The organism is Sphingomonas sp. G5, assembly GCF_052660795.1.
On sequence record NZ_CP109660.1, the window covers coordinates 370,529 to 393,945 of the forward strand.

Here is a 23,417-nt window from a genome sequence, read left to right on the forward strand (position 1 = left end):
GGTGCGCCCTAGGAAAGCGCCCGTGACGGGGACATTTCCGATGGCGCTATCCGTCATCCGAGGGTCAACCGATCTCTTTTACGAGATCGTCGACCGTCATTCCGTAATTCATTCGGATGACAGGCAGTGCGAGTTTATCGGTACCGATGCGCACGTACCCGTGCTCGATGGTGCGACCGAGTTCGAAACCAGCGCGACGCAGCCCTTCCTTCGTCGTGTCGTTGTAGTGGCCGAAGGGGTAGGCCACGACTTCCTTCGCGCCGAGGATCTGCGCCGACCGATTCAGGTCGGCGGCGATCGTGTCGGCGTCGTCGTTGACCATCCGCCCCTTGCCGTTGGCGCCGGCGCGGTGCATGTCGTGGGTGTGCGAGCGCTGGAGCACGAAGGGATTGGGCGCGCCCTCGGAGCGCGCCGAAGTGATCACGAACGAGGTGGTGAGCAGCTTCCGGTCGTTGACGATGGGGGCGGCCATCTCGAGCCACGTGCTGTCGGCGTCGTCGTCGGTGATGATCACCGAGTGCTTCGGCAGGTAGAGCTTCCCGTCGATGAAGGCGCTCAGCTCGTCCCACGTCGGCAGGTAGAACCTCGACTGCTGGATGTGCGCCATCTGCGCGTCGAAGTCGCCGATGTAGGCGTAGTTCAGCCGCAACCAGTTGTCTTCGCCCTTCGGGTTTCGCGTGAACTGGTGGTACATGAGGATCGGGATTCCGGCGGCCTCTGCCGTGTTCGCTTCGGGAGTCGTCCACCCCGCGTGGAGCGTCCGCTGCCGATCGGTGCACGTCACGAGGTCGGCGCCGTTCAGCCGTGCCGTCTGCGTCATCGCGGCGGCGTCGGCCGCCGCGTCGTACCACCCGGCGAAGACGCGCCCCTCGGCGCGGGGGATCGGGAGGTTCTGGTAGCGCACCCCCTGCGTCTGCAGCTGCGGATCGAGGGCGATCCCGTCTCCCGCGAACGACACCGCGCACGACTGAGGATCGGTCGAGGTGGCCAGCAGGGCCTGGGCGGGGGTGAGGGGGGTAGGCGTCGGCGTCGGGGTCTCCGAAGGCGTCGCGCTCGCGACGGCCTCGTCGGTGGCGGGGGGCGCTTCGGGGCCGAGGGTCAGGGCGACGGCGCAGATGCCGGCTCCGACCAGGGCGACGGCGATGACCGCGCTGATCACGCGCTTTCGACGAAGGCGGCGGGAGGCACGGCGGCGGTGCTCGGCTCGGGTGGTGTTCATGGTGCCTCGGGCTCGGACGGGTGAGTCGGCGCGATCCTATCGACGCGGACGGTCGCCTCCGTGAACGACGGTGCTTTCCGGCGCGGCGCTCGCGGGATGATGAAGGCATGATTCGCATCGGCATCGTCGGGACCAGTTCCATCTCCGAGCGCTTCGCGGAGGCGGTCGCCGCGGTCGAGGGTGTCGAGGTCTCGCGGGTGGCCTCTCGCGACGAAGCGCGCGCGAGAGCCTTCGCCGACACGATCGGGGCGCCCCGAACCGCCGTCGGCCTCACGGCGCTCCTCGCAGCCCCCGACGTCGATGCCGTCTACCTCGCCAGTCCCAACGCGCTGCACGCGGAGCAGGTGCGAGAAGCGGTGGATGCCGGCATCCCGGTGCTCGTGGAGAAGCCCGCCGTTCTGTCGGCGGGGGAGTGGGAGGTCGCGGTGTCGCACGCTCGCGAGCGCGGCGTCGTTCTGCTCGAAGCGATGCGCTCGGGGTACGACCCGGGACTGCACGCGGTTCGCCGGCTGCTGCCGCGCCTGGGAACGCTCCGCCGCGTCTCGTTCCGGTACGAGAAGCGGTCGGCGCGCTACGACCACGTGCTCGCGGGAGAGCAGACGAACATCTTCGATCCCGCCCTGGGCGGAAGCGCGCTCCGCGACCTCGGGGTGTATCCACTGCACGCTCTGGTGCGGCTCTTCGGCGCCCCGCGCTCGATCGACGGCGTCCGGGTCGGCATCGCCTCGGGGACGGACGGGCTCGGGAGCGCGCTCGCCGCCTACGACGGCTTCATCGCCGACATCGCGTGGTCGAAGATCACCGACACCGCCCTGCCGAGCGAGATCCAGGGGGAGGAGGCGTCGCTGTCCATCGACGCGATCGACGCGCCCCGACGCTTGACCCTGACCCCGCGCGAGGGCGATGTCGAGCGGATCGAGGTCGAGGCGCCGGCCACCCCGATGGTGGGCGAGGTCGAACGGTTCCGTGACGCCGTGGCCGGGGTCGACATCTCGGACGATCAGCGTCTCACCGGCCTCACCCTGCGGCTGGTCGACGAGATCCTGGGGTCTGCGTCGGTGTGACCATTCACCCGCCGTTTCCACGGCGGGGTCAGGATGAGCGAATGCGACGATCCGGCCGAGTGAGCGAGGTGTTCCTCGCGTTCCTGCGCCTCGGCGTCACCTCGTTCGGTGGGCCGGTCGCACACCTCGGCTACTTCCGCGACGACCTCGTCGTGCGGCGGAAGTGGATGGACGACCGCGCCTACGCCGACCTGGTCGCGCTCTGCCAGTTCCTCCCCGGCCCCGCGTCGAGCCAGGTGGGCTTCGCGATGGGCCTTCATCGCGCCGGGGCCTTCGGAGCGCTGGCCGCTTTCGTCGCCTTCACCCTGCCCTCGGCCGTCCTTCTCGTCGCGTTCGCCGGGGGAGCGGCGCTGCTCGGCGGACCGGTCGCCGGGGGCATGATCGCGGGGCTGCAGATCGTGGCGGTGGCGATCGTCGCGCAGGCGGTGTGGGGCATGGCGCGCACCCTCACCCCCGATGCGCCGCGTGCGGGCATCGCGGTCGCGGGCCTCGCCCTCGCGCTGCTGCTTCCCGGAGCGCCGGGGCAGCTCGGTGCCCTCGCCCTCGGTCTGCTGTCCGGGCTCGTCCTGCTGCGCGGCGCGCCCGCGGCGTCCTCGCCCGCGCTGCCGTCTTTCGGCATTCCCCGGGCTGTCGCCGTGACGTGCCTCGTCCTGTTCGCGGTCGGGCTGCTGGGGCTTCCGGTCCTCGCGGCGGCCACGGGGTCGGACACGGCCGGGCTCGTCGATGCCTTCTTCCGCTCCGGCGCCCTCGTCTTCGGGGGTGGTCACGTCGTGCTCCCGCTGCTGCAGGCCGGGGTCGTCGACACCGGCTGGGTGTCACCCCCGGCGTTTCTCGCCGGCTACGGCGCAGCTCAAGCGGTGCCCGGCCCGCTCTTCACCTTCTCGGCCTATCTGGGTGCGGTGTCGTCCGTGGGCCCCGGCGGCCTCACCGGTGCGGCGATCGCCCTCTTCGCGATCTTCCTGCCCGGCTTCCTCGTGCTCGTCGGCGTGCTGCCTTTCTGGGATGCGGTGCGCGACCGGCCCCGCGTGCGAGCGGCGATGCGCGGCGCGGGGGCGGCGGTCGTCGGCATCCTGGGGGCTGCTCTCTACACGCCCGTCTTCACGACGGCGGTGACCGGCCCCGGGCCCGTGGTGCTCGCGGTGGTCGGTTTCGTCCTGCTCACGGCGTTCCGTGTTCCCGCGTGGGCGGTGGTGCTCGTCGGCGCGGCCGGAGGTGTGGCGCTCGCCGTCACCTGAGCGGCCGCCGAGAGCCGGTCCCGTCCGGGATGACACCGCGTCCCACGGATGCCAGGATGAGCCCACGGCACCGTCGCCGCGGCAGTTTTCGAGGGAGAGAACCGTGTTCCAGAGCCCGTATCCGAGCATCGAGATCCCCGACCAGAGCATCTACGACTATCTTTTCGGTTCCCTCGCGGAGTCCGACCTCGATCGCGTCGCGCTCATCGACCCCGCCACCGGGGCCGAGACCTCGTACCGCGCCCTGCGCGCGCAGGTCGACGCCTTCGCCGGAGCCCTGGCCGCTCGGGGCGCCGACACCGAGACGGTGGTCGCGATGCTCTGCCCCAACGTTCCCGCCTTCGCGACCGTGTTCCACGGCATCCTGCGTGCGGGATCGATCATCACCACGATCAACTCCCTCTACACGGCGAACGAGATCGAGAAGCAGCTGACGGATGCCGCGGCCACCTGGCTCGTGACCGTGTCGCCGCTGCTGCCGCAGGCCCATCAGGCCGCGCGAGCCGTCGGCATCCCGGACGACCGGGTGATCGTTCTCGACGGCGCCGAGGGCCACCCCGACCTTCGCTCGCTGCTCGGCGAGGGGCGCACCCCGCCCGAGGTGGACTTCGACCCCGCGACCCACATCGCCGTGCTGCCGTACTCGTCGGGGACGACCGGCGTGCCCAAGGGCGTCATGCTCTCGCACCGCAACCTCGTCGCCAACGTGCACCAGTGCCGACCGGTCATCGAGATCGGCCGCGACGACCGGGTGCTCGCCGTGCTGCCGTTCTTCCACATCTACGGCATGACGGTGCTGCTGAACCTGGCGCTTCGTCAACGCGCGACGCTCGTCACCATGCCGCGCTTCGATCTCGTGGAATTCCTGCGCACCGTGCAGGACCACCGCTGCACCTTCCTCTTCATCGCCCCGCCCATCGCCGTCGCCCTCGCGAAGCATCCGGCAGTCGACCAGTTCGACCTCTCCCGCGTCCACAGCGTGTTCTCGGGGGCGGCCCCTCTCGACGGCGAGACGGCCGAGACCGCCGGTCGACGGATCGGCGCCCGCTTCTACCAGGGCTACGGCATGAGCGAGTTGAGCCCCGTCTCGCACGCGATCCCCGCGGGCTCCGACATGCCCGTCAGCTCGGTGGGGGTGCTCATCCCGGGCTGCGACGCGCGGCTCGTCGATCCCGAGACCGGCGCCGACCTCGACGAGCACGGCGACGACGGCTTCACCGCCCCCGGGGAGATCTGGGTTCGCGGGCCCAACGTGATGCTCGGGTATCTGAACCGCCCCGACGCGACCGCCGAGACCCTCGACGACGAGGGGTTTCTGCACACCGGCGACATCGGCGTGCACCACGTCGACGGCTACTTCACCATCGTCGACCGCTTGAAAGAGCTCATCAAGTACCACGGCTACCAGATCGCGCCCGCAGAGCTCGAGGCGCTGCTGCTCTCGCACCCGAAGATCCAGGATGCCGCGGTCATCGGCGTGCGCGGCGACGACGGCGAGGAGATCCCCAAGGCGTTCGTCGTGGCGGCCCCCGACTCGGGCCTGAGCGCTGACGACGTGATGGCCTTCGTGGCGGGAGAGGTCGCGCCGCACAAGAAGGTGCGCCGCGTCGAGTTCATCGACGTGATCCCCAAGTCGACGTCGGGCAAGATCCTGCGCAAAGACCTGCGTGCACGCGAAGCCGCCTGAGTCGGCGGGTCGCGCGGGTACGAAAAAAGGGCGGGGCGTCTTCAGACGACCCGCCCTTCTTCGCTGCTCCCTTACGGGGCGATGAGCGCTCCGGTCTGAGCGGCGGCCTCTTCGGCGCGCTTTTCTTCCTCGTCCTTGCCGCGGCGCTCGTCGGCGGCCTCCTGAAGGGCCGACTTCGCCCGCAGCGGCGGGGTGCGGAAGAACAGCGACAGCACGAAGGCCAGCAGCACGACGCCCATCGCGGTCCAGTAGACCGTCGTCGCCGAGGAGTTGAAGCCGACGAGGAACGGCTTGGTCAGGCGCGCGTCGGCACCGACCAGGAACGAGGTGTCGTCGAGCGTCGAGCCGCCGACCGACGTGTTCTCATCGCCGGCGGCGAACTGATCCTCGATCGTCGTGGCCGCCGTGTCCACGAAGGCCGCGCGCTGCGTGGCATCCGAGAAGTCCAGGCTCACCGTGCCGTCGGCGGCGACGCGCGCGACCGGAACCTGCTGCTGGATCTGCGTCGTCGCGGCGGCGACGGCCTGAGCGACGGCGGCCTGGGTGGCGGCAGCCTGCGCCGACGCCGGGATGCGACCGGCGGCGACCTGCTGCGCGACGGCCTGGGTCGCGGCATCCTGAGCCTGCTGCACACCCGCCTGCAGCTGCGACGTCGTACCGTCGACGATCTTCGACACGATCGGGGTGTAGATGCTCGACATGATCTTCTCGTTCGCCGGAGCCGAGGCGACCGTCGGGTCGAGAGCGGCGTCGAGGGCGTCGGTGAGCGTGGCGCGGTCGGCGAACGAGCCGGTGATGTTCGACGGCATGAGCGTGAACAGCAGCGACAGCAGCACGGCGGTGCCGAGCGTTCCACCGATCTGACGGAAGAACGTCGAGCCGCTCGTCGCCACACCCATGTCGCGCAGACCCACCGAGTTCTGGCTGGCGATCGTGAGCGTCTGCATGAGCTGCCCGAGGCCGAGGCCGATGACGAGCATCGCGATCGCGACGTGCCAGTACGGGCTGTCGTACTTCAAGAAGGTCAGCAGGAAGAAGCCCACCGACATCAGCGCCGTACCCAGGATCGGGAACATGCGATAGCGGCCGGTGCGGGCGATGATCTGGCCGCTCGCGATCGAGGCGATCATGAGGCCGAGGATCATCGGCAGCATCTCGAACCCGCTCTGCGTGGGCGAGGAGCCGAGCACGAGCTGCAGATACAACGGCAGCGTCAGCATCGCGCCGAACATGCCGAAGCCCACGAGCACCCCGATGATCGTGGCCATCGAGAACGTGGGGGAGCGGAAGAGCTTGAGCGGGATGAGCGCGTCGTCCTTCATCAGGGTCTCGGCGATGACGAAGGCCAGGATGCCGAGAGCGCCGACGACGTAGCAGGCGATGGCGATCGGCGAGCCCCAGCCCCATTCGCGGCCCTGTTCGGCCACGAGCAGGAGCGGGACGAGGGCGACGATGACGGTCGTGGCGCCCCACCAGTCGATGCGCACCGAGTGACGCGGCTGCTTCGGGATGTGCAGGAACCGCCAGACGATCGCCAATGCGACGATGCCGATCGGCACGTTGATGAGGAACACCCAGCGCCATCCGGTGATGAACAGGATCTGGCTGGCGCCCGCGAACAGTCCGCCGACGAGGGGGCCGATGACGCTGGAGATGCCGAAGACGGCGAGGAAGTATCCCTGGTACTTCGCGCGTTCGCGCGGGGCGAGGATGTCGCCCATGATCGCGAGCGGCATCGACATCAGGCCGCCGGCACCGAGGCCCTGGATGGCGCGGAAGGCCGCGAGCTCGACCATCGAGGTCGAGAAGCTCGCAAGCACCGAACCGATGATGAAGATCAGGATCGCGATGAGGAACAGGGGTCGCCGACCGAAGATGTCGGAGAGCTTGCCGTAGATGGGCGTCGAGATCGTCGACACGATCAGATAGGCCGTGGTGACCCACGCCTGCAGGCTCAGGCCCTGCAGGTCGTCGCCGATCGTGCGGATCGAGGTGCCGACGACGGTCTGGTCGAGGGCGGAAAGGAACATGCCGGCCATGAGGCCGAAGATCACGAACATGATCATGCGGTGCGTCATGACCGTGTCGGTCGCTGCCGTATGGGCGCGTCTGGTTCGAGTGATGTCTGACATCGGAGGCCTCTTCAGGAGAAGGCCTGGCGGACGGCTCGGGGTGGCTCAGTCGGGCGCCAGGTGTTTGCTAAAAGTCAACTAATAGTAGCGCCGTCCGACGATGACCGAAACCACCCACGACTGTGCGAACCCTATGCGGCCGTCCATCGCCGGCGCCAGCGGTGTCGTCGCGAGAACGGGGGAAGCCGCTGGAACAGCGCGTTGTCGCGCGGAACGGCCTCGTCTCGGCACGCCGCCTGTTTTCGGCGCAGCGCGCGACGCTGGCTCACGAGGCGGCGGAGCGCCGCGAAAGGGGGGATGCCGACGCAGAGCGGCATCCGGGAACGAAAAAGTCCCCCATGAGTAGAAGCCTCATGAGGGACCGTGGCTCCGACGGGCGTCGATCCCGTGACCTCACGATTTTCAGTCGTGCGCTCTACCAACTGAGCTACAGAGCCGAGCGACATGTCTGCCGCTTCCTAGACGAAAGGCCTCCTCGAAAGAAGGCCCGTCGCTATGGAGCGACCCTGACGGGACTTGAACCCGCGACCTCCGCCGTGACAGGGCGGCACGCTAACCAACTGCGCTACAGGGCCATGCATTTTCAATTGTACTTCACCGGAGAGTGACCCCAACGGGATTCGAACCCGTGCTACCGCCGTGAAAGGGCGGCGTCCTAGGCCGCTAAACGATGGGGCCGAATGAGCCTGAAACCTTGCAGTTTCATCCTCGCTTGCCGACGACCGAGCCTACTTCACAACCGTCGAGATTGCCAATTCGGGGCGTGGCGTCCCGCGCCCGCGCGTGTCGGCGGCGCAAACTAGGCCGCGACAGCGGGAACTCGCTCTGTTGTACGTGTGACTCGTGTTGCTACTGTTAGCCGAGTTGCGACCCGGTGAGATGAGGTAGCCCGTGACGCTCGTACCCCCTGATCAGACCGACGACTGCGGCTGCGCCCCCACGGCCAGCGAGCAGCGGCGTTTGTGGCCCACCTTCGATAGGCGCAGCGCCCTGAAGTACGGCGCCCTCGGTGCCGTCGCTCTGGGAGCCTTCGGTGCGGCGACGGCCGGCTTCAGTTCCCCCGCCGTGGCCGCCGACTATCCCTCGTGGGACGACGTGCAGGCCGCCAAGGCGAACGAGGCCGCGAAGGCCGGCGAGATCTCGCGCATCCAGGGGCTGATCCAGGGCTTGCAGTCCGAGGTCGCTCGGACGCAGGCCGAGGTGCAGGCCCGGTCCGATGAGTACTACGCCGCGCAGCAGGCCTACCAGGACGCCGACTACCGCGCTCAGCTCATCCAGCAGCAGGCGGACGCCGAAGCCGCGAAGGCGACGGACGCCGCCAGCAAGGCCGGCAAGGTCGCCGCCCAGCTGTACCGCTCGGGCGGTGACGACACCTCGCTCAACCTCTTCTTCTCCGGCTCCGCGGCATCCGCCGACGATCTGCTGGCCAAGCTCGGCACGATGGACAAGCTCCTCGAGCGCAACAAGTCGGTGTACTCCGCCGCGGTGGCCGCTCGCGACAGCGCGAAGAACCTCAGCAATCAGGCCAACGACGCGCGCGCCGAGCGCGATCGCCTGCAGAAGATCGCCGAAGACAAGATGGCCGCGGCGCAGCAGGCGGCCCAAGCCGCTCAGGAAGCCCTCGCCGCTCAGCAGGCCAATCAGGCCGTTCTCGAGGCGCAGCTCGCGGCCCTTCAAGACACCACGGCCAAGACGGTGGCCGACTACCAGGCCGGTGTAGAGGCCGAGCGCAAGGCGCGCGAAGAGCGCGAGCGCAAGGCCCGTGAAGAGGCCGCAGCTCGAGACGCCGCCGAGCGTGCCCGACGCGAGCAGGAAGCCGCCAACAACAACAACAGCGGTGGTGGCGGTGGCGGTGGCGGCGGTAACAGCGGCGGCGGTGGCGGCGGCGGCGGCGGCGGAAGCGTCGGCGGATCCGGCTGGGCTCGACCCTCGTCGGCCTACACCTCGTCGGGGTACGGCCCCCGCTCGGGGCAGTGCAACTCGAGCTACTGCGCGAGCACCTGGCACCTCGGCCTCGACTTCGGCGCCAGCTGCTGGTCACCCATCTACGCGGCAGCGGCCGGTCGCGTCACCTACGCCGGCGTCAACGGCGGTTTCGGCAACTACATCCGCATCGCTCACGACGACGGCTCGGGCACCGGGTACGGCCACATCGTCAACGGCGGTATCTACGTCTCGTACGGTCAGCGCGTCGAGGCCGGTCAGCAGATCGCCGCGACGGGTCAGACCGGCAACTCCTTCGGCTGCCACCTGCACTTCGAGGTCTACCCGCCGTGGGGCGGGACCACCGACCCCGCGCCCTGGCTGCGCTGGCGCGGCGTCGACGTCTGATCAGGCGCACGAGAAAACCCCCGGTCCGAGGACCGGGGGTTTTCTCGTGGGGGCAGCTGATCAGAGCGTGTTGGGAGCCTCGCCCGAGCCCTGCGTCTTGGTCTGCGCGTCGTGCTCGTCGAAGCGCGTGAAGGCCTCGGCCACGAGGCGCTCGGCTTCGGCGGCATCCGCCCACTCGTCGACCTTGACCCACTTGTTGGGCTCGAGGTCCTTGTAGTGCTCGAAGAAGTGCGAGATCTCCTTCTTGGTCCACTCGTCGATGTCGGCGACGTCCTGGATGTGGTCCCAACGCGGGTCCTTCGCGAGGACGGCCACGACCTTGTCGTCGCCGCCGGCCTCGTCGCTCATCTTGAGCACGCCGACGGGGCGCACCTTGGCGAGGATGCCGGGGTGGAGGTCGCGGTCGAGCAGCACGAGCACGTCGAGCGGGTCGCCGTCTTCGCCGAGGGTGTTCTCGAAGAAACCGTAGTTGGCGGGGTAGCCGAACACCGTGTAGAGGATGCGGTCGAGGTAGACGCGGCCGGTGCCGTGGTCGACTTCGTACTTCACGCGGCTGCCGCGGGGGATCTCGATGACGGCGTCGTACGCGCCCATACTCGTGCTCCTTAGATCTGTGGATTTCCGCGGCCCAGCCTAGCCGGGAGCGACCACGGTGCCGCGTCGGGTCGCCGCTACCGTGGAGGCATGGATCACCGCCCGGGACTCGACCCGTCCGTCGCCGAGGTGCGCAGGGCGGTGCGTGCCGCCTTGGAGCGTGCCGACGGCCCCGTCGCGGTGGCGCTCTCCGGTGGTCCGGACTCCCTGGCCCTCGCGGCGGCGACCGCCTTCGAAGCCGCGCGTGCCGGCATCCGGGCCGAGGCCGTCGTGATCGATCACGGGCTGCAGGAGGGATCGGATGCCGTGGCGGCGGCCGCCGCCGAGAAGGCGCGTGCTCTCGGTCTCGGCGCCCGCGTCGTCCGCGTCGAGGTCGGTTCGACCGACGGCCCCGAGGCGGCGGCTCGAGCGGCACGGTATGCGGGTCTCGCGGCGGCGGCCGTCGAGATCGGGGCCGACGTCGTCCTGCTCGGACATACGCTCGACGACCAGGCCGAGACCGTCCTGCTCGGTCTCGCGCGTGGTTCCGGAGGGCTCAGCCTCGCGGGCATGCCCGCTGAGAGACGGGATGCCACGGGCCCGATCTGGGTGCGCCCCCTGCTCGCCGTGCGCCGGCACACCACCGTCGCGGCCTGCGCCGCGCAGGGTCTTGACCCGTGGACCGACCCGCACAATGCCGACCCCGCGTACTCGCGCGTGCGCGTGCGCAACAGGGTGATGCCGGTACTCGAGACCGAGCTCGGACCGGGGGTGGCAGAGGCCCTCGCCCGCACCGCAGAGCAGCTGCGGGAAGACGCCGAAGCGTTCCAGGACATGATCGACGAGACCATCGAGGACATCGTCGAGCACGCCGAGGCGGGGATCTCGATCTCGGTCGCCGCGCTCGCGGCGAACCCGGCGGCCCTGCGCAACCGGATCGTCCGTTACGTCGTCGACAGTGAGTTCGGCGTCTCCCTGTCCCGCGCGCAGACCCTCGAGATCGCCCGGCTGGCGACCGACTGGAAGGGGCAGGGGCCCATCGATCTGCCCGGATGCCTCGCCCGTCGCGTCGGGGCGCGTATCGAGGTCGTCGCGCGCACGGCATCCTGATTCCGCCGACGTAGACTTTCCCAATGCGCGCGGCCGACATCTCCGACGACATCAGCGAAGTCCTCCTCACCGAGGAGCAGATCCACGAGAAGCTCGCGGAACTCGCGACACAGGTGGCTGCCGACTACGAGGGCCGCGAGGTCGTCCTCGTGGGCGTGTTGAAGGGCGCGGTCATGGTCATGGCCGACTTCGCGCGCCACCTCCCTGTGCACGTGTCGATGGACTGGATGGCCGTGTCGTCGTACGGCGCGAGCACCCGCTCGAGCGGTGTGGTGCAGATCCGCAAAGACCTCGACACCGACATCACGGGCAAGCACGTGCTGATCGTCGAGGACATCATCGACTCCGGCCTCACCCTCAGCTGGTTGCTCGAGAACTTCGCCTCGCGCGGCGCCGAATCCGTCGAGGTGCTGGCACTGCTGCGCAAACCCGAAGCCATGAAGGTCGAGGTCGATTGCCGGTACGTCGGTTTCGACATCCCCAACGACTTCGTCATCGGCTACGGACTCGACTACGCCGAGCGCTACCGCAATCTTCGCGACGTCGCCGTGCTCGCGCCCCACGTCTACTCCTGACGTTCCCACGGCGCCGGGAGGCGGCATCCCGAGCCTTGTACGCCCATGACGAACGCACAGGCCCGGCATAGTCCGTGGGCGTTAGCCTGTTGCGACCGCGTTTCTGCGGAGGACCACGAAAGGGCTGGGCTCGCCCACCATGAATTTCAAGAAGATCACGCGAAATCCGATCATCTACGTTCTGCTGGTCGGTCTGCTCCTCGTCATCGGTTTCTCCCTCATCTCCAACTTGAGCGGTGCCCGCCAGGTCTCCACCAAGGAGGGGCTGGACCTGCTCAAGGGCGGCACCGTGAGCCAGGTCGTGACGAACGATCCCGACCAGCGCGTCGACCTGAAGCTGTCGCAGCCCTTCGAGGGCGCCAACGACGTGCAGTTCTACTTCAGCCAGGCGCGCGCGAACGAGGTCGCCAGCGCGATCGATGCGGCGAACCCCTCCGACGGCTTCAACGACGTGGTGCCCAAGCCCGGTTGGTTCGACAGCATCCTCGGGCTGATGCTGCCCCTCGTGCTCCTCGGTCTGCTGTTCTGGTGGCTGCTCTCCAGCGCCCAGGGCGGTGGCAGCAAGGTCATGCAGTTCGGCAAGTCGCGGGCCAAGCTCGTGACGAAAGAGACTCCCACCGTCACGTTCCAGGACGTCGCGGGTTCGGACGAGGCGATCGAAGAGCTCGATGAGATCAAAGAGTTCCTCAAGGATCCGAAGAAGTTCGAAGAGGTCGGCGCCCGCATTCCGAAGGGTGTGCTGCTGTACGGCCCTCCCGGAACCGGTAAGACCCTTCTCGCCCGCGCCGTCGCCGGCGAGGCCGGAGTGCCGTTCTACTCGATCTCGGGCTCGGACTTCGTCGAGATGTTCGTCGGTGTCGGCGCGAGCCGCGTCCGCGACCTCTTCAACCAGGCCAAGGAGAGTTCTCCGGCCATCATCTTCATCGACGAGATCGACGCCGTCGGTCGCCACCGTGGTGCCGGTATGGGCGGCGGTCACGACGAGCGCGAGCAGACGCTGAACCAGATGCTCGTCGAGATGGACGGCTTCGACCCCAAGGTCAACGTCATCGTCATCGCGGCGACGAACCGCCCCGACATCCTCGACCCCGCCCTGCTGCGTCCGGGCCGCTTCGACCGCCAGATCGGCGTCGACGCTCCCGACCTGAAGGGCCGCCAGCGCATCCTCGAGGTGCACGGTCGCGGCAAGCCCCTCTCCGATTCGGTCGACCTCGAGGTCGTGGCCAGGAAGACGCCCGGCTTCACCGGCGCCGACCTCGCCAACGTGCTGAACGAGGCCGCCCTGCTGACCGCCCGCTCGAACGCGCAGCTCATCGACAATCGCGCCCTCGACGAGGCCATCGACCGCGTGATCGCAGGTCCCCAGCGCCGTACCCGCGTGATGAAGGACAAAGAGAAGCTCATCACCGCGTACCACGAGGGCGGTCACGCCCTGGCCGCCGCCGCGATGAACCACACCGACCCCGTGACCAAGGTCACCATCCTTCCCCGCGGCAAAGCCCTCGGCTACACGATGGTGCTTCCCCTCGACGACAAGTACTCCGTCACCCGCAACGAGCTGCAGGACCAGCTCACGTACGCGATGGGCGGCCGTGTGGCCGAGGAGATCGTCTTCCACGACCCCACCACGGGCGCGTCGAACGACATCGAGAAGGCCACGAGCATTGCCCGCAAGATGGTCACCGAGTACGGCATGACCAACGAGGTGGGCCCGGTCAAGCTCGGCGGCTCGTCGGGAGAGGTCTTCATGGGCCGCGACATGGGTCACGGCCGAGACTTCTCCGAGCGCATCGCGGAGCGCGTCGACGCCCAGGTGCGCGCGCTCATCGAGCAGGCGCACAACGAGGCCTACCAGGTCATCAACGACAACCGCGAAGTGCTCGATCGACTGGCGCTGGCGCTGCTCGAGAAGGAGACTCTCGACCACAACGAGTTGGCCGAGATCTTCACCGACGTCAAGCGCCTGACGCCGCGGCCGCAGTGGTTGTCGTCGGGGGACCGGCCGGTGTCGAACCAGCCGCCCATCGAGGTGCCCCGTCGTCAGCAGCCCGCCGGCATCGCGGCATCCACCGAGGCGGAATCGCAGGCCGCGACGAAGGCGCAGCCCCGTCCGAGCGGACAGACGCGCCCGGCTACCGCCTGAGGATCCGTGGCCGTCGATCGTGAACGCGTCGCCGTCCTGGTGCGAGAGCTCCTGGAGGCGATCGGGGAGGACCCCGATCGCCCCGGGCTCCGCCAGACTCCGACGCGCGTCGCCGACTCCTGGGCCGAATTCTTCGGGGGAGTGAATCAGGATGCCGGAGCCCCGCTGCAGCACACCATCTCGGTGTCGCGCGGGCCGGCGCCCGACACCCTCCCCTCGGGAGCCGTGATGCTGCGCGACATCGCCTTCCGGTCGATGTGCGAGCATCACCTGCTGCCGTTCCGCGGCCGCGCGCACGTCGCCTACCTCCCGGGTGAGGAAGTGGTCGGGCTCGGGGCGCTGCCGCGCGTCATCGACATCCTCGCCGCCCGCCCGCAGGTGCAGGAGCGTCTGGGAGAACAGGTCGCCGACGCGATCGCCTCGGCGCTCGATGCGCGCGGCGTGCTCGTCGTCCTGGATGCCGTGCACGAGTGCGTCACGATGCGCGGGGGTCGACAACTCGACGCCTCGACCGTGACGATCGCCGCTCGCGGGGCGTACGGCGACCCCGCCGCCCGGGCCGAGCTCGTGGCGCTGATCGGGGCGCGCGCGTGACCCTCGTCATGGGGATCGTCAACGTCACCCCCGACTCCTTCAGCGACGGCGGACGCTACCTCGATCCCGACGTCGCCCTCGCCCATGCCCGGCTCCTTCGCGAGCAGGGCGCCGAGATCCTCGACGTCGGCGGGGAATCGACTCGGCCGGGTGCCGAGCGGGTCGCGCCGCGCGTGGAGCAGCAGCGCGTGCTGCCGGTGGTCGAGGCCCTGGCATCCGAAGGCTCGTTCGTGAGCATCGACACGATGAACGCCGCCACGGCGGTCACCGCGGTGCGGGCCGGGGCGCGCCTCGTGAACGACGTGTCGGGTGGGCTCGCCGACCCCGACATGCTCGCCGCTGTCGCTGAGACCGAGGCGGATTTCGCCCTGGGGCACTGGCGCGGGCCGTCGACCGAGATGTACGCGCGCGCCGACTATGCGGACGTCGCGCGAGAAGTCACCTCCGAACTCGCCGAGCGGGTCGAGGCCGCTCTGTCCGCGGGGATCGACCGATCGCGATTGGTCGTCGACCCCGGTATCGGCTTCGGTAAGCGCGGGGCGCAGAACTGGCAGACGCTGCGCGCGCTGCCCGAGATCGCGGGGCTCGGGCTCCGTGTGCTCGTGGGTACGAGCCGGAAGAGGTTCCTCGCGGAGGCGCTCGGCGAGGACGCCGACCTCGCCCGCCGCGATCTCGCGACCGCCGTCACGAGCGCTCTGTGCGCTCGTGCGGGCGCGTGGGCCGTGCGCGTGCACGATGTACCGACCACCCGCGACGCGCTCGCCGTCGCCCGCGCTTGGGAGGCCTGATGGATGCCGATCGGATCACGCTGACGGGGGTGCGCGCCGTGGGGCACCACGGTGTCTACCCCGACGAGAAGCGCGACGGGCAGGAGTTCGTGGTCGACGCGACTCTCTTCCTGTCGCTGCGACGGGCGGCGGAGACCGACGATGTCGTCGACACGGTGCACTACGGCGAACTCGCCGAGCGCCTCGTCGAGATCGTCGAGGGCGACCCGGTCGACCTGCTCGAGACGCTGGCCCAGCGGTTGGCCGACGCGGTCCTCGCCGACGAGCGGGTGGATGCCGTCACGATCACCGTGCACAAGCCGCAGGCGCCCATCACGGTGCCCTTCGGCGACGTGGCCGTGACCATCTCGAGGTCGCGGTCGTGAGCGTGCGGTTGGCGCACGGCATCGACGCGGCTCCGCGGCCCGCGCCCGTGCACGCCGTCGTCGCGCTGGGGGCCAACCTCGGGTCGCGGCACGAGACCCTTGCCGCCGCGGTCGACGAACTGCGGCGGTTAACTCTCACCACCGATGTCCGCGTGTCCGCCTCGATCGAGACGGTGGCCGTGACGCTGCAGGGCGAAGACGCCGACGCCCCGCGGTACCTGAACGCGGTGGCGGTCCTCGAGACGCGTCTGTCGCCGGGGGAGCTGCTCGCGTCGCTCCACCGGATCGAGGCGCGGCACGGTCGAGTGCGCCGCGAGCGCTGGGGCGACCGCACCCTCGATCTCGATCTGATCACCTACGGCGACGAACGCATCGACCGCGACGATCTCGTCGTTCCGCACCCCCGCGCACACGAGCGGGAGTTCGTGCTCGCGCCGTGGCTCGACGTGGACCCGGATGCCGAGATCCCCGGCCGCGGACGCGTCGCCGACCTGCTCGAGAAGCTGCGCGGAGGCGTCCGATGAAGCGCACAGGAGCCGGCATCCTCACGATCGCCGTCGTCGTCGGCCTCGTCGTCGGGTTCCTGCTCGACACGTCGCTCACGGCGATGGGGCGGTCGACATTCGTCCCCGCGGCGAGTCTGCCCACGATCCTCGCGCTGCTCGCCGCGGTGATCGTCGTGCTCGCCATCCCGGTGTTCCGGGCGACGCGGGGCCGGAACACCCGGCCGATCGATCCGTTCCGGGCGGTGCGCGTCGCGATGCTGGCGAAAGCGTCGTCCCTTCTCGGCGCGGCCGCGGCCGGATTCGCGGCCGGGTTGATCGGGTTCCTGGTGACCCGCCCCGTGGTGCCCTCGATAGGCTCGATGGGATCGATCATCGCGACACTCGTTTGCGCCGTCATCCTCGTCGTCGCGGGACTCGTGGCCGAGCAGCTCTGCACCATCCGGAAGGACGACGATGACGACGCCCCAGGGAACACCCCCGCAGGACCCGTGGGGATCTGACGTTCCGCAGACGCAGGCGGGGGTCTCGGAGGGGATCGCGGCCGAGCGATCTCGTGCTCCTCGTGCGGATACGGACCCCTCCGACGTCCGCCCGGCCGACGCTCGCTCCGCCGACGCCCGACGACCCGCCGACGGCGATGCAGCGGCCGACGATGCCGTCCTCGGCGTGGGCACGTACGATCGCATCCTCGAACCGCGCTCGGAGCGCCGCCTGCCCCTCGGAGAGGGCACGTGGCACCAGCTGGCCCGTGCATACGTGCGGGTGCAGCTGATCTCGCAGGGGGCCGTGTTCGTCCTGGTGCTGGCTGCCGCCGTCATCGTGCAGGCGCTCGCGGGATTCTCGTGGCTGTGGATCCCCGCGGGGGTCATCCTGCTGGTCACCGCGATCGGCCTCGTCATCACCCCGCGCCAGGCGCGCTCCTTCGGCTACCAGCTGCGCCGCGACGACCTCGTGTTCCGTCGAGGAATCCTCTGGCAGCGGGTGGTCGCGGTCCCGTACGGCCGCATGCAGCTCGTCGACATCACCCACGGCCCCCTCGACCGGGGCTTCGGCATCGCCCAGCTCAAGCTCGTGACCGCTGCGGCGTCGACGGGTGTGACCATCCCCGGTCTCACCCAGGAGGCGGCCGAACGGCTGCGCGACACTCTCGTGGCCGTCGCCGAGACCCGCCGGACCGGACTGTGACCGATCCGGACACGGCGGGCTCGCCTCTCGGATCGCCGCCTCGGCAGCGGACGGTCGTGCGTTCGCCCTACAGCGACGGGGAATGGCATCGGCTCCATCCGTTGACGCCGTTGCTCCGGGGTGGACTGACGCTCGTCGTGATCGTCGGCGTCATCGTGACGAACCTGCGCGAGCGTCTCGTCGAATGGGTCTTCCCGGTGTTCACCGATCTGCCCCCGGGGGAGCTTCCCCCCGACCCGGTCGATTTCCTCCTCGCGAACAACCTGATCCTCATCGCGGCGGCTGCGGCTCTCGTCGTGCTCATCGTGCTGCTGGTGCTGTTCCGGCTGTCGTGGCGGTTCCACACCCTGCGCATCAGCGAGGACGACGTCGAGGTGCGCTCGGGCGTGCTGTTCCGCACGCACCGCCGCGCGCCGCTCGACCGCGTGCAGGGGGTCAACCTGACACGTCCGATGGTCGCCCGCCTCCTCGGGCTCGCGAAGCTGGAGGTGGCCGGCGCGGGACTCGATGCCAACGTCAAGCTGGAGTACCTCTCTGGCAAGGATGCCGAGGCCATCCGCGGCGATATCCTCCGTCTCGCGTCGGGCCGGCGTCTCGCCGAAGGTCGAGCGGAACCCGGTGGCCGCGCTTCCTTCGCTCGACAGGCGGCGGCGGCCGTGGGCTCGGGCTTGCAGGGAATCGTGGACGGGGAGGACCTCTCCGACGCCGAGCCGGAGAGCATCGTCCGCATTCCGTTCGGCCGGCTCGTGGCATCCCGTGTCCTGAGTGGATCGAGCCTCATCCTCATCGCCCTCGTCGTGGGAATCGTCGTCGCGGCGTCGGTGTCGACCCTGTGGCTGCTGTTCACGGTCGTTCCGATGTTCCTCGCGTTCGGGGCGTACTACGTGCGGTCGATCGCCCGTGGCCTGCGGTATTCCATCGCTCCGACCGTCGACGGCGTGCGTGTGACTTTCGGCCTGTTCACGACCGTGTCGGAGGTCGTGCCGCCCGGCCGCGTGCACGCGATCGAGGTGCGGCAGCCCCTGATGTGGCGTCCCTTCGGATGGTGGACGATCTCGGTCAACCGCCTCTCGGGGCGGTCCTCGACCGACACGAGCAACGATCAGCTGGCAGCGGTGCTGCCGATCGGCACGCGCGCCGACGTCGAACGCGTTCTGCGGATCCTCGCCCCCGGCCTGTCGGCCGACGAGTGGACTCTCGTGTTCCGCGACGGCATCCTGGGTCCGATGGACGACGATTCCTACGTGACGACCCCGAAACGCGCTCGATGGCTGCGCCCGCTGTCGTGGCGCCGCAACGGAGCGCTGTTGACGGCCGATGCGCTGCTCCTGCGCCGCGGGTGGGTCTGGCGTTCGCTGAGCCTGATTCCCCTCGCGCGGCTGCAGTCGATCGGCCTGCACCAGGGACCCCTCGCCCGCGCGACGGGGACCGCCACCCTCATCGCCCACGTGATCGCGGGCACCGTGCAGACATCTGTAGGTGTCCTCGACCGTGACGACGCGCTGGGGTTGTTCGAGCGCACGGCTCGAGCTGGAATCGATGCGGCGGCCATCGACCGCACCCACCGGTGGGCCGGATGAGCGCCGGACGTGACGGACGCCTCGGCGTCGGGGTGATCGGGGCCGGCCGCGTCGGGCCGGTCATCGCGGCGGCCTTGGCGGGAGCAGGGCACGCCCTGACGGGGATCACGTCGGGTTCCGACGACGATCGCGTCGAGGCGATCCTGCCGGGCCTCCCGGTGCTGACCTCCGACGAAGTCGTCCGACGCAGCGAGCTGGTGGTCGTGGCCGTGCCGCACGACCAGCTGCCGGGTCTGGTCTCGGGTCTCGCCGAGGTCGGCGCGTGGCAGCCGGGCCAGCTGGTGCTGCACACCGACGCCGCGTACGGGGCGCGGGTGCTGGATCCCGCCGCCCGGAGCGGTGCCATTCCGCTGGCCATCCATCCCGCCATGGCCTTCACGGGAGTGTCGTCGATCGATCTGCGCCAACTGGCGCAGTCGTATGCCGCCGTCACAGCCCCCGCCCCGGTGCTGCCGATCGCGCAGGCGCTCGCCGTCGAACTCGGGTGCGAACCGATCGTGGTCGCCGAGGACGATCGGGCGACGTATGCGGAGGCCATCGCGACGGCGACGGAGTTCTCGCGTTCGATCGTGCGCCAGTCGTCCGCTCTGCTGGATCGCATCGGGATCGAGAATCCCGGCGCGTACCTGTCGGCGCTCGTCCGGTCGAGCGTCGACCAGGCTCTCATCGAGGGCGGGCGCCGCGACGACCTCGGCGGCACCGCTACGATCGACGGATGATCCGCACCCTCGAGGATCTGCGCACCCGACTCGGCGAGATCCGAGGCGCAGATCGATCGGACGCCGGCCCGCGCGTCGCCCTGGTATCCACCCTCGGCGCGCTGCACGACGGCCACGTCGATCTCATTCGCGAAGCCCGCGACCTCGCCGACGTGGTCGTGGTGTCGACCTTCGTCAATCCGCTGCGCTTCCGCACGGCCGACGATACGGCGGCCTACCCTCGCTCGCCGGAATCCGATGCGCGGGTACTCGCGGACCTCGGCGTGGACGCCGTCTTCGCCCCCACGGTCGAGGAGTTCTTGCCGGCGGGTACGGCCACGACGCGTGTTTCGGCGGGCGATATCGGCCTGCGCTACGAGGGTCGTGTTCGTCCGTTCTACTTCGACGGGGTCCTCACCGTCGAGGCGAAGCTCTACCATCTCGTGCGCCCCGACGTCGCGATCTACGGGGAGCGCGACCTCCAGCGCATCTTCCTCGTGCGCCGGATGGTGCGTGATCTCGATTTCCCGATCGAGATCGCGACGGTGCCGACCGTGCGTACCGATGACGGTCTGCCCGTGTCGAGCCGCGTGGCTCTGCTCGATGCCGTCGATCGTCGCGCGGCCGCGGCCCTTCCGCGCGCGCTGGAGGCGGCGGCATCCAACTCCGACCTCGGCGTCGACTCGTGCATCGCGGCGGCCCAGTCGGCGCTCATGGGGGAGCCGCGGATCACGCTGGAATACCTGAGCGTGGTCGATCCGGAGACCTTCCTGCCGGTGGACGACGGGCACCGCGGTCGCGCGTTCGCGCTCATCGCCGCCACCGTGGGCGGCCACCGCTTCATCGACAACGCCGAGATCTCGCTGCGCTGACGACCGCCGCTCGGGTGGCGGCTCCGGGGCGGTCGAGGACGACGAATACACTGGGGGAGACCCCGAGGAGCCTTCCTGATGACCGACGCGCCCGCGAACGACGCCGCCGAACCGACCGAAGACGAAGTCTTCGAGCAGAAGGCGGTGCGCCTGGCCAAGCGCGAGCGCCTGCTCGCGGAACGTTCCGACTCCGCGGGCGGTCCGTACCCGGTCGCGGTCCCCGTCACGACGACGATCCCCGAGCTGCGCGCGCGCTTCGGAGAGCTCGAAGCAGGCGCCGAGACCGGTGAGACGGCCGGGGTCGCCGGTCGCGTGGTGTTCAGCCGCAACACCGGCAAGCTCTGCTTCGCGTCCCTGCAGTCGGGCGACGGCAGCCGCATCCAGGCCATGGTCTCGCTCGCGAGCGTGGGCGAGGAGTCGCTGCAGGCATGGAAGGAGCTCGTCGACCTCGGAGACCACGTCTTCGTCTCGGGCGAGGTCATCTCGAGCCGCCGCGGCGAGCTGTCGATCATGGTCTCCGAGTGGACGATCGCGGCCAAGGCCGTGCTGCCCCTGCCGAACCTCCACACGGAGCTCAGCGAGGAGAGCCGCGTCCGCAGCCGCTTCCTCGACCTGATCGTGCGCGACCGCGCTCGCGAGACCGTCCTGGCCCGCGCCACGGTGAATGCGAGCCTGCGCCGCACCTTCACCGAGCGCGGTTTCGTCGAGGTCGAGACCCCGATGCTGCAGGTGCAGCACGGCGGTGCGAGCGCGCGTCCCTTCACGACGCACTCGAACGCCTTCGACACCGAGCTGTTCCTGCGCATCGCGCCCGAGCTCTACCTCAAGCGCGCCGTGGTGGGCGGTATCGACCGGGTCTACGAGATCAACCGCAACTTTCGCAACGAGGGTGCCGATACGACGCACAGCCCCGAGTTCGCGATGCTCGAGGCGTACCAGGCCTACACCGATTACAACGGCATCGCCGATCTGACCCAGACCCTGATCCAGGACGCCGCCGTCGCCGTGGCCGGTTCGACCACGGTCACGTGGGCTGACGGCACCGAGTACGACCTGGGCGGCGAGTGGGACCGCATCTCGATGTACGACTCGCTGTCCGCCGCGTCCGGTCGTCACATCACCCCCGAGACTGCGCTCGACGAGCTGCGAGCCCTCGGCGACGAGGCCGGCGTCGACGCCCCGCCCCAGGACACCCACGGCAAGTGGGTCGAAGAGCTGTGGGAGCACTTCGTCAAGGGCGGTCTGACGCGCCCGACCTTCGTCATGGACTTCCCCGTCGATACCAGCCCCCTGGTCCGCGAACACCGCTCGATCGCGGGCGTCGTCGAGAAGTGGGACCTCTACGTGCGCGGCTTCGAGCTCGCGACCGGCTACTCCGAGCTCGTCGACCCCGTGATTCAGCGTCACCGCTTCACCGAGCAGGCCAAGCTCGCCGCTCGGGGCGACGTCGAAGCCATGCCGATCGACGAGGAGTTCCTCCGCGCCCTCGAGCACGGTATGCCCCCCACGGGCGGTATGGGCATGGGCATCGACCGTCTGCTCATGGCGATCACCGGCCTGGGTATCCGGGAGACGATCCTGTTCCCGCTGGTGAAGTAGGACGCTCGAACACCCACTCCGGTAGACGCCCGGCGTCGATGATGTCGAGGACGATGGCGCTGAGGCCGTGGTCCGCGTCGATCTCGAGGGCCGTCTCGGCGTAGACGGCGGCGTGGGAGGAGCGTCCCGTCGCCCAGGCGAGCCAGGCGCACGCCGACAGCGCACCGGGGCGACGCTCACGGGGGAGGGCCGCGGCCACGAACCGGCAGAGTTCGAGCGCGCGGCGAAGACGGTCGGGGTCGGGGCGAGCCCCTTCTCCCCACATCGGCCGCGCGAGATCCTCGGGGAACGGCGTCCCGCGGCGATACGCGGTCTGGGCGTGAAGAGTGGCGTCGCCGGTGGCGAGGTCGGCCGCCCACTGCATGAGAGCCACGTCGCGCAGCGAGGGGCGGTCGAGGCAGAAGGCGACGGCGGCGAGTTGCGCGGCGTCCAACTGAGCCGGCGCGGACGCCAGCGCGTCTTCGAGCAGGACGGGCGGATCCGCCACCGCTGCGGCGGCCGGATCGACTGCGGCGGCATGTTCGCGCCGGGGGAGCGCGCGACGATCGTGCGCGCCGTCGAGCACGCGCTCGATTCTGCGGAGCGCTGCGAGCACGCCTCGCGAGAGAGCGGAATCGATCCGCGGCAGTTCGGCCGCGGTGAACTGATCGGCGACGAGACCGGACCCGGGCTCGCCCTGCGGCGGCGCGGTGACCTCGGAGAGCGGATGCGGTGTCGACGACGAGGGGGACAGGTAGCTGTCCCACCCGTCCGGGCCGACGACGAGGGCGTCGACCACGCGGAGCCCGCAGATGTCCGCCCGGGCGATGGCGGCGTCGACGAGCGCCCGGTGCGGCAGGGCTGCCGGGCCCGCGACGTCGTCGTCGGTATAGACGACGAGAGCCACGGCATCCGTTCGCGCGACTTTGCAGGCCATACCGATGATCGTGGACGCGATGCTCTCGACCGAGGCAGACGCTCCGGCGGGGGGCAGATCGACGCGCATCGCGCCGAGTGAGCGGGACTCGGTGAAGGGCACGAGCACGAGACTCCGGCTCGGGGTGCATTCGAGCAGGCGCGGGACGAGGGCGAGGAACGATGCGGACGAGGTGACGGAGACGACGGTGGGTGCCATGGGTCGAGGGTGTCGAAGAGGACCGTCCTCCCGCGGGGCTCGATAGC

Annotated in this window: 21 protein-coding genes and 3 tRNA genes; 17 read left to right on the forward strand and 7 right to left on the reverse strand. The window is 69.7% G+C overall.

What is annotated here, in order from left to right; translation table 11 throughout:
- Positions 1 to 64: 64 nt before the first annotated feature.
- Positions 65 to 1,219, reverse strand: a complete 1,155-nt coding sequence (locus NE358_RS01750) for a polysaccharide deacetylase family protein (RefSeq protein ID WP_289940841.1) — start codon at positions 1,217 to 1,219, stop codon at positions 65 to 67.
- A gap of 107 nt (positions 1,220 to 1,326) precedes the next feature.
- Between NE358_RS01750 and NE358_RS01755 the strand changes: the two genes are divergently transcribed.
- The 3 genes from NE358_RS01755 to NE358_RS01765 all read left to right on the forward strand — a co-directional run bounded on the left by NE358_RS01755 (position 1,327) and on the right by NE358_RS01765 (position 5,205).
- Positions 1,327 to 2,283 (forward strand): Gfo/Idh/MocA family protein, encoded by a 957-nt coding sequence (locus NE358_RS01755; RefSeq protein WP_289940842.1) that lies wholly within the window; start codon positions 1,327 to 1,329, stop codon positions 2,281 to 2,283.
- Between the two features lie 41 nt (positions 2,284 to 2,324).
- The gene (gene chrA / locus NE358_RS01760) at positions 2,325 to 3,518 is read left to right on the forward strand and encodes a chromate efflux transporter (protein ID WP_289940844.1); all 1,194 of its coding nucleotides are present in this window, start codon (positions 2,325 to 2,327) and stop codon (positions 3,516 to 3,518) included.
- Between the two features lie 103 nt (positions 3,519 to 3,621).
- Positions 3,622 to 5,205, forward strand: a complete 1,584-nt coding sequence (locus NE358_RS01765; protein ID WP_289940847.1) for an AMP-binding protein — start codon at positions 3,622 to 3,624, stop codon at positions 5,203 to 5,205.
- Between the two features lie 71 nt (positions 5,206 to 5,276).
- Here NE358_RS01765 and NE358_RS01770 read toward each other — a convergent pair whose 3' ends face one another.
- The 4 genes from NE358_RS01770 to NE358_RS01785 all read right to left on the reverse strand — a co-directional run bounded on the left by NE358_RS01770 (position 5,277) and on the right by NE358_RS01785 (position 8,015).
- Positions 5,277 to 7,283 carry an MDR family MFS transporter gene (locus NE358_RS01770; RefSeq protein WP_289940849.1) on the reverse strand — a complete coding sequence of 669 codons (2,007 nt, stop codon included), beginning with the start codon at positions 7,281 to 7,283 and terminating at the stop codon, positions 5,277 to 5,279.
- 418 nt (positions 7,284 to 7,701) lie between these two features.
- Positions 7,702 to 7,774: transfer RNA gene (locus NE358_RS01775), tRNA-Phe, on the reverse strand.
- Positions 7,775 to 7,838: 64 nt separating this feature from the next.
- A tRNA-Asp gene (locus NE358_RS01780) sits at positions 7,839 to 7,912 on the reverse strand.
- A gap of 30 nt (positions 7,913 to 7,942) precedes the next feature.
- A tRNA-Glu gene (locus tag NE358_RS01785) sits at positions 7,943 to 8,015 on the reverse strand.
- A gap of 213 nt (positions 8,016 to 8,228) precedes the next feature.
- Between NE358_RS01785 and NE358_RS01790 the strand changes: the two genes are divergently transcribed.
- Positions 8,229 to 9,668, forward strand: a complete 1,440-nt coding sequence (locus tag NE358_RS01790) for a peptidoglycan DD-metalloendopeptidase family protein (RefSeq protein WP_289940851.1) — start codon at positions 8,229 to 8,231, stop codon at positions 9,666 to 9,668.
- Positions 9,669 to 9,728: 60 nt separating this feature from the next.
- On the opposite strand, the gene NE358_RS01795 is transcribed toward NE358_RS01790, so the two are convergent.
- A complete protein-coding gene (locus tag NE358_RS01795; RefSeq protein WP_103206876.1) occupies positions 9,729 to 10,262 on the reverse strand; it encodes an inorganic diphosphatase in 534 nt (177 codons plus the stop codon).
- Between the two features lie 90 nt (positions 10,263 to 10,352).
- Between NE358_RS01795 and tilS the strand changes: the two genes are divergently transcribed.
- The 13 genes from tilS (at position 10,353) to lysS (ending at position 22,256) form a co-directional block, all read left to right on the forward strand.
- Positions 10,353 to 11,351: a tRNA lysidine(34) synthetase TilS gene (tilS, locus tag NE358_RS01800; RefSeq protein ID WP_289940853.1), complete on the forward strand. Its 999-nt coding sequence runs from the start codon at positions 10,353 to 10,355 to the stop codon at positions 11,349 to 11,351.
- 23 nt (positions 11,352 to 11,374) lie between these two features.
- Complete coding sequence (gene hpt / locus NE358_RS01805) at positions 11,375 to 11,926, forward strand: hypoxanthine phosphoribosyltransferase (RefSeq protein WP_141376520.1); 552 nt, start codon at positions 11,375 to 11,377, stop codon at positions 11,924 to 11,926.
- Between the two features lie 139 nt (positions 11,927 to 12,065).
- On the forward strand, positions 12,066 to 14,069 hold the full coding sequence (ftsH, locus tag NE358_RS01810) for an ATP-dependent zinc metalloprotease FtsH (RefSeq protein WP_103206873.1): 2,004 nt from the start codon (positions 12,066 to 12,068) through the stop codon (positions 14,067 to 14,069).
- Between the two features lie 6 nt (positions 14,070 to 14,075).
- Entirely contained in the window at positions 14,076 to 14,663 is a 588-nt protein-coding gene (gene folE / locus NE358_RS01815; protein WP_103206872.1) for a GTP cyclohydrolase I, read from the forward strand.
- Positions 14,660 to 15,451, forward strand: coding sequence for a dihydropteroate synthase (gene folP / locus NE358_RS01820; RefSeq protein ID WP_141376523.1), 792 nt, complete (start codon positions 14,660 to 14,662; stop codon positions 15,449 to 15,451). The genes folE and folP overlap by 4 nt, the downstream gene beginning before the upstream one ends.
- Entirely contained in the window at positions 15,451 to 15,816 is a 366-nt protein-coding gene (folB, locus tag NE358_RS01825) for a dihydroneopterin aldolase (RefSeq protein ID WP_103206870.1), read from the forward strand. Before folP ends, folB begins: the two co-directional genes overlap by 1 nt.
- A complete protein-coding gene (gene folK / locus NE358_RS01830) occupies positions 15,813 to 16,340 on the forward strand; it encodes a 2-amino-4-hydroxy-6-hydroxymethyldihydropteridine diphosphokinase (protein WP_103206869.1) in 528 nt (175 codons plus the stop codon). Before folB ends, folK begins: the two co-directional genes overlap by 4 nt.
- Positions 16,337 to 16,822, forward strand: coding sequence for a DUF3180 domain-containing protein (locus tag NE358_RS01835; protein ID WP_289940862.1), 486 nt, complete (start codon positions 16,337 to 16,339; stop codon positions 16,820 to 16,822). Before folK ends, NE358_RS01835 begins: the two co-directional genes overlap by 4 nt.
- Positions 16,776 to 17,507 (forward strand): PH domain-containing protein, encoded by a 732-nt coding sequence (locus tag NE358_RS01840; protein WP_499318221.1) that lies wholly within the window; start codon positions 16,776 to 16,778, stop codon positions 17,505 to 17,507. Before NE358_RS01835 ends, NE358_RS01840 begins: the two co-directional genes overlap by 47 nt.
- A 101-nt stretch (positions 17,508 to 17,608) precedes the next feature.
- Positions 17,609 to 19,087: a PH domain-containing protein gene (locus NE358_RS01845; protein WP_289940863.1), complete on the forward strand. Its 1,479-nt coding sequence runs from the start codon at positions 17,609 to 17,611 to the stop codon at positions 19,085 to 19,087.
- The gene (locus tag NE358_RS01850; RefSeq protein WP_103207102.1) at positions 19,084 to 19,806 is read left to right on the forward strand and encodes a DUF2520 domain-containing protein; all 723 of its coding nucleotides are present in this window, start codon (positions 19,084 to 19,086) and stop codon (positions 19,804 to 19,806) included. The genes NE358_RS01845 and NE358_RS01850 overlap by 4 nt, the downstream gene beginning before the upstream one ends.
- Positions 19,803 to 20,657, forward strand: coding sequence for a pantoate--beta-alanine ligase (gene panC / locus NE358_RS01855; protein ID WP_103206867.1), 855 nt, complete (start codon positions 19,803 to 19,805; stop codon positions 20,655 to 20,657). Before NE358_RS01850 ends, panC begins: the two co-directional genes overlap by 4 nt.
- A 78-nt stretch (positions 20,658 to 20,735) precedes the next feature.
- Positions 20,736 to 22,256 (forward strand): lysine--tRNA ligase, encoded by a 1,521-nt coding sequence (gene lysS / locus NE358_RS01860; protein WP_141376531.1) that lies wholly within the window; start codon positions 20,736 to 20,738, stop codon positions 22,254 to 22,256.
- Here the strand turns inward: lysS and NE358_RS01865 are convergent.
- Positions 22,207 to 23,370, reverse strand: coding sequence for a DUF4192 family protein (locus tag NE358_RS01865; RefSeq protein WP_289940869.1), 1,164 nt, complete (start codon positions 23,368 to 23,370; stop codon positions 22,207 to 22,209). The two genes, lysS and NE358_RS01865, sit on opposite strands and share 50 nt — an antisense overlap.
- Between the last annotated feature and the right edge of the window lie 47 nt (positions 23,371 to 23,417).